This window comes from Microbacterium sp. B19, assembly GCF_000333395.1.
Lineage (GTDB): Bacteria > Actinomycetota > Actinomycetes > Actinomycetales > Microbacteriaceae > Microbacterium.
This window is the reverse complement of the sequence record NZ_BADA01000200.1, coordinates 1-5657: the sequence shown is the minus strand read 5'-3', so window position 1 is coordinate 5657 and position 5657 is coordinate 1. Positions and strand designations below refer to the sequence as shown.

General features: G+C 73.4%; 2 protein-coding genes. Both read left to right on the top strand.

Translation table 11 applies throughout. The features are described from left to right. Positions 1 to 570 precede the first annotated feature (570 nt). On the top strand, positions 571 to 5154 hold the full coding sequence (gene eccCa, locus I5G_RS21250) for a type VII secretion protein EccCa (protein WP_022878506.1): 4584 nt from the start codon (positions 571 to 573) through the stop codon (positions 5152 to 5154). After that, entirely contained in the window at positions 5144 to 5506 is a 363-nt protein-coding gene (locus tag I5G_RS07510) for a hypothetical protein (RefSeq protein WP_022878505.1), read from the top strand. The genes eccCa and I5G_RS07510 overlap by 11 nt, the downstream gene beginning before the upstream one ends. The last annotated feature ends 151 nt before the right edge of the window (positions 5507 to 5657 follow it).

The window sequence follows — 5657 nt, the reverse complement described above, 5'->3', positions numbered from 1 at the left end:
CGACGCCGACGCCGAGCCCGAAGAGGAGCCGCCGCGCGCNNGGCGCCCCATCCGGTCCCGACGCGTCTTCTGGCTGTGGGGAATCTCACTGGCGCTGGTGGCCGCGCTCTCGAGCGCGCTCACGGTAGTGAGCGTCTCGATCCTCCCCGTGCAGACCAGCGCCGGTGTTCCGCAGATCGCGACGCTGAAGCCCGAAGACGGGCGCTCGATCCCGGGCATCTTCGGACCCGCCAGCTCGGACGGACGCGCCTACCCCGACTTCTACGGCATGAGCGCGTTCGTCGCCTACGCGCAGTTCGGCCCCGACGGGGAGCGCAACCCGTGCATCTTCCTCACCCCGACCGCGACGATCGACGAACTCGACGCGGGCGGATACTCCGGCTTCTCGCAGGCGGGATGCGGCGCGGGCGCGTTCCCCGCGACGTTGCAGTTCGTGGTCAACTCCACCGTGCCGGACGCTTTCGTCGAGCGGTTCCCCCGAGGTTCGAGCGTGCAGTTCGTGTTCGACGGCGAGAACCTCGGCGTCTTCAGCGACGCGGGCTGAGCACGGGCGGATGAGAGGGTGGAGCAGTGACCTCCCTCCTCGACCACGTGCCCGCAGGCAGCGACCCGGATGCCGCCTACCTCGGGTTCGTCGAGTGGGCGAGCGGCCGCGGACTCACGCTCTACCCCGCGCAGGACGAGGCGATCATCGAGATCGTGTCCGGCGCGAACGTGATCCTGTCGACCCCGACCGGCACGGGCAAGTCCCTCGTCGCCGTCGCTGCGCACGCGGCATCCCTCTCCCGAGGCGGATCCGGTCGTCGCGGTGCCGTTCGATTCGGGCCTCGCCGCCGGGGGCCGAGCGCGCCGCTCGGCGACGCAGCTCGCCATCGTGCGACTGGCCGCGGCCGTGGTCGCGGCCGGGGGAAGCGCAGGGCGGGGCGCCGCCACGGGAAGCGCCGCCGCCGGAACCGCCGCGAGCGCAAGCGCCGCCACGGGGAGGACCGCATGACCGTCCGCATCGTCCACCGGCCCGCGCGCATCAGCGAAGCCGTCGAGCCCGCGGCCGACGTGATCCTCGCGCCGCCACCGCCGATCGGCGAGGGCGCGACGGGCTTCCCGCTGCAGTCGCTGCTGCCGATCGTGGGCAGCCTGTCGTCGATCACGATGATCGTGCTGCTGCGCAACAACCCGATCATGGTCGTGGTGGGTGCCGTCATCCTCGTCGTCGCGCTCGTCGGCGGCCTCGGCATGGCGCTCACGCAGCGCGGCAACGCCGCACGGCAGCGCCGCGTGCAGCGCGAGCGCTACCTCGACTATCTCGAGGAGACGCGCGAGGCCGTGCGCGAGACCGCCGACGCGCAGCGCACCGCGGCCCTCGCGCTCCACCCCTCCCCCGGCACGCTCGTCGAGATCGTGGCCGACCCCGCCCGGCGCTGGGAGCGTCGACCGGGGGATGCCGACTTCCTCCGCGTCCGCATCGGCACGGGCGATCTGCGCGCGGTCGAGGTGGCACTGCCGCCCGAGCAGAACCCCGTGCAGCCGTTCGACCCCGTGATGCGCGAATCCGCCGAGCGCATGGTCCGCCTGGCCGGGATCGCGCAGGGCATGCCCGCGACCGTCGACCTCGAGCGCGGCGGCCAGGTCTCGCTCGTCGGCGCGCGCGGCGACACCCTGCGCGTCGCGCGGGCGCTGGCGGCGCAGATCGCGGCGTTCCACTCCCCCGACGACGTGCACATCGCCGCGGCCATCGCCCCGGGTCAGCGCGACGATTGGCACGGCCTCGACCTGCTGCCGCACCTCGCGAGCGACACCCCGCCCGCCGGGGCCGTCGCGGCACGGCGTCTGGCGCCGAGCCTCCCCGAGCTGCTGTCGCTCCTCCGCGACGAGCTGCGCGACCGCGTCGCCACGGCCGCCGCCTCGCGCCGCGCGGGCCGCAAGACCAAGCCCGGGCGCCTCGTGATCTTCGTCGACGAGGCCGATCACGCCGCGTCGCCCGTCCCCCGCCTGGATGCCGCCCTCGACCTGACCGCGCTGGGCGTCACCGTCGTGCACCTCGTCGACGACCGCCTCAAGGAGCCGACCACGGTCGCCGTCCGCGTGACCGTCGAGAACGGCACCGCGACGGTGGAGACACCGGGTACGGGCGAGGCGGCGGTCAGTGGCATCCGGATCGATCCCGTCACGCCCGCGGCCCTCGACGTCGTGGCGCGCCCGCTCGCGGGGCTGCGGCTCACGCGCACCTCCGCACAGGACTCCGGCACGGCCCTCGCCCCCGACGTGACGCAGCTCCTCGGCGTCGCCGACGTGGATGCCATCGACACCTCGGCCGCGTGGCGCACGCGCAGCGCCGCGGAGTTCCTGCGTGTGCCGATCGGCGTCGACGACCAGGGCGGCCCGGTGCTGCTCGACCTGAAGGAGTCCGCGCAGCTCGGCATGGGCCCGCACGGCATCTGCATCGGTGCGACCGGCTCGGGCAAGAGCGAACTGCTCCGCACGCTCATCCTGGGCCTCGCGCTGACGCACTCCCCCGACGACCTCAGCATGATCCTCGTCGACTACAAGGGCGGTGCGGCGTTCGCGCCGTTCTCGCGCCTCCCGCACGTCGCGGGCATCATCGACAACCTCGCCGACGACCCGCAGCTGACCGAGCGCGCTCGCGCCAGCATCCAGGGCGAGGTCGTGCGTCGACAGCGTCTGTTGAAGGATGCCGGGAACGCGGCATCCATCGGTCACTACCGCCAGATGCGCCGCGAACGTCCCGAGCTGCCGGCGCTGCCGCACCTGTTCCTGGTGATCGACGAGTTCGGCGAGCTGCTGACGGCCGAGCCCGACTTCGTGGAGCTGCTGCTGACGATCGGCCGGATCGGCCGCTCGATCGGCGTGCACCTGCTGCTGTCGAGCCAGCGCATCGAGGGCGGGCGCCTCCGCGGTCTCGACACGTACCTGTCGTACCGGATCGGCCTCCGCACGTTCTCGGAGTCGGAGTCGGCCGTGGTGCTCGACACCCCCGATGCGTTCCACCTGCCGGCGATCCCCGGGTTCGGGTACCTCAAGGTCGACACGTCGGTCTACACGCGGTTCCGCGCGGGGTACGTGTCGGGTCCAGTGCCGGATCCGATCGAGTCGGGCCCGCGGCACGACGACGCCCCGCCCGTGCTGCGCCTGCCGGCGTACGACCTGCCCGACGAGTCGCCCGAGGCCGAGCAGCTCGACAGCGCCGAACCCGAGACGCCGACCACCGGCCGCACGCTCGTGCAAGCGGCCACGTCGCGGCTTGCGCGCGGCATCGCGCGCACGCGTCCGGTGTGGCTGCCCCCGCTCCCGCCCGTGCTGACCCTCGGCGGCGTGCTGCCGCAGGCCGACGGCGCAGGGACGCTCCGCGCGCCGATGGGCCTCCTCGACGACCCGTCGAAGCAGACCCAGTCGCCGTGGATGCTCGACCTCACGCGCTCGGGCGGCCACGTGTCGATCACCGGCGCGCCGCAGTCGGGGCGCTCGATGTTCCTGCGCACGCTCGCCGCGTCGCTGTCGTTCACGCACTCGCCGCGTCAGGTGAGCATCTACGGCATGGACCTCACGGGCGGCGGCCTCGCCCGCATCGAGCCCTTCCCGCACGTCGGTGGCGTCGCGACGCGCGGCAACCGCGAGCGGCTCACGCGTCTGCTCGAGGAGCTCACCGGCATGCTCGCCGTGCGCGAGCGGGTGTTCCGCGACCACGGCCTCGACTCGCTCGCCGACATGCGCCGCCAACACGCAGACGGACGCCTCCCCGACCTCCCGAGCGCCGACGTCGTGCTGCTCGTCGACGGTCTCGGGGCGCTGCGGCAGGACTTCGAAGACCTCGAGACCCCGCTCGCGCAACTGCTCGAACGCGGCGGCAGCTTCGGCATCCACGTGGTCGTCGCCCTGTCGCGCTGGAACGAGCTGCGCATGAACCTGCAGGGGCTCATCGGCACGCGCCTCGAACTCAAGCTCAACGACCCCGCCGACTCGCAGATCGCGCGGAAGCTCTCGCAGACGCTCCGCGCCGACGAGCCCGGCCGCGTGCTGACCGACGAGAAGCTGTTCGCGCAGATCGCGCTGCCGCTGCTCGAAGAGGTCGACGACGGCGACACCGGCGAGGCGCTCGAGCAGCTCGCCCGCGAGAGCGCCGCCCGCTGGGGCGGTCAGGGCGCCGCGCCCATCCGGCTGCTGCCCGAGGTGCTGTCGCCGTCCGAGCTGCCCGACGCGTTCGACGAACCGGATGCCGTCCCCCTGGGCCTGCGCCAGGACACGATGCAGCCGGTCTCGCTCGACCTCGTCACGCGCGACCCGCACCTGCTCGTGCTCGGCGACAGCCGGTGCGGCAAGACGACGCTGCTGCGCGGCATCGTGCAGGGCGCGATCGACCGGCACTCGGCGGAGGAGCTGGTCGTCGCCCTGATGGATGCGCGCGGCGAGCTGGCATCCGAGGTTCCGGATGCCTACCTCGGCGGGCACGCGTCGTCGGGTCGGCAGGCGCGGCTCCTGGCCGAATCGATCGCGGTCGAGCTCGAGAAGCGGCAGAACGACAAGGACGCCGGGCCGCGGATCCTCGTCGTCGCCGACGACTTCGACATCCTGGCCGCGGGAGGCACCGAGCCGCTTCGTCCGCTGCTGCCGTACCTCGCGTCGGCGCGCGACCTGCGCCTGAACGTCGTGGTGAGCCGCCCCGTCGCCGGTGCGTCGCGCGCGATGTTCGACGTGGCGCTGCAGGGCATCCGCGACACCGGCGGCACCGCGCTGATCATGTCGGGCGACCGCTCCGAGGGCGCGCTGCTGCCCAAGCTCTACGCCGAGCCGATGATCGCCGGTCGCGGTCGACTGGCCCGTCGCGGCGAGCGTCCGACCCTCGTGCAGGTGGCGAACTTCGTTCCGGGCGAGGGTGACGCGGCGGGTGCTTCGGCGGTCGGCGCTCCGGCGGAGGCGGTGCCTTCGGTGGATGCCGACGGGGCGGATGCCGTGGACGAGACGACGCGGGAGGTGGCTCCGGCGCCGGCCGCCGCGCCCGAGGCGGTTCCTGCGCCCGACGCCACTGTGCCCGCGGCCGCACCCGAGCCGGTTCCCGCGCCCGTACCCGCTTCCGGTGTGCCGGCGGGCGGCGACGAGCAGCCCCTGACCCGACGGAGGAGAGACAACCGTGCCCCGTAACAGCGTCGCGTTCACACGCGAACCGGTCGACATTGAGGCGCTGGCGTCCGCCGTCACGACGGTGCTGACGCCCGAGGAACTCGCCGCGACCTCGGTCGAGATCCGCCCCCTCGACGACGGCGCCGCCGCCCAGGTCCTCGTCGCGGAGCAGGTCGTGCTGACGGTCCTCCGCCCGCGTCTGACGCCGCCTCCCGCGGAACTCGCCCGGGTCTACGGGGCGATCGACGTGGATGCCGACGCCCGGTGGTCGACGGACTGCTTCGTGACGTGGGAACCCGAGGGGGTCATCGGTGTGCGACTGTTCGAAGCCGCGGCCGCGGCGCGCGGGGGTGTGACGGCACACCTGGGCTGAGCTTCACCCACGGGTCTCGTCGCACGGACGCGGCGGAACGTCGGCGGGTGGCTCGGGAGAATCGGCGGTCTCCCGGTCATCCAGCAACGACCACCCGAAAGCACCGCCATGTCGCAGACCCCCGACCAAATTCCGCTATTAACCCCCCCCC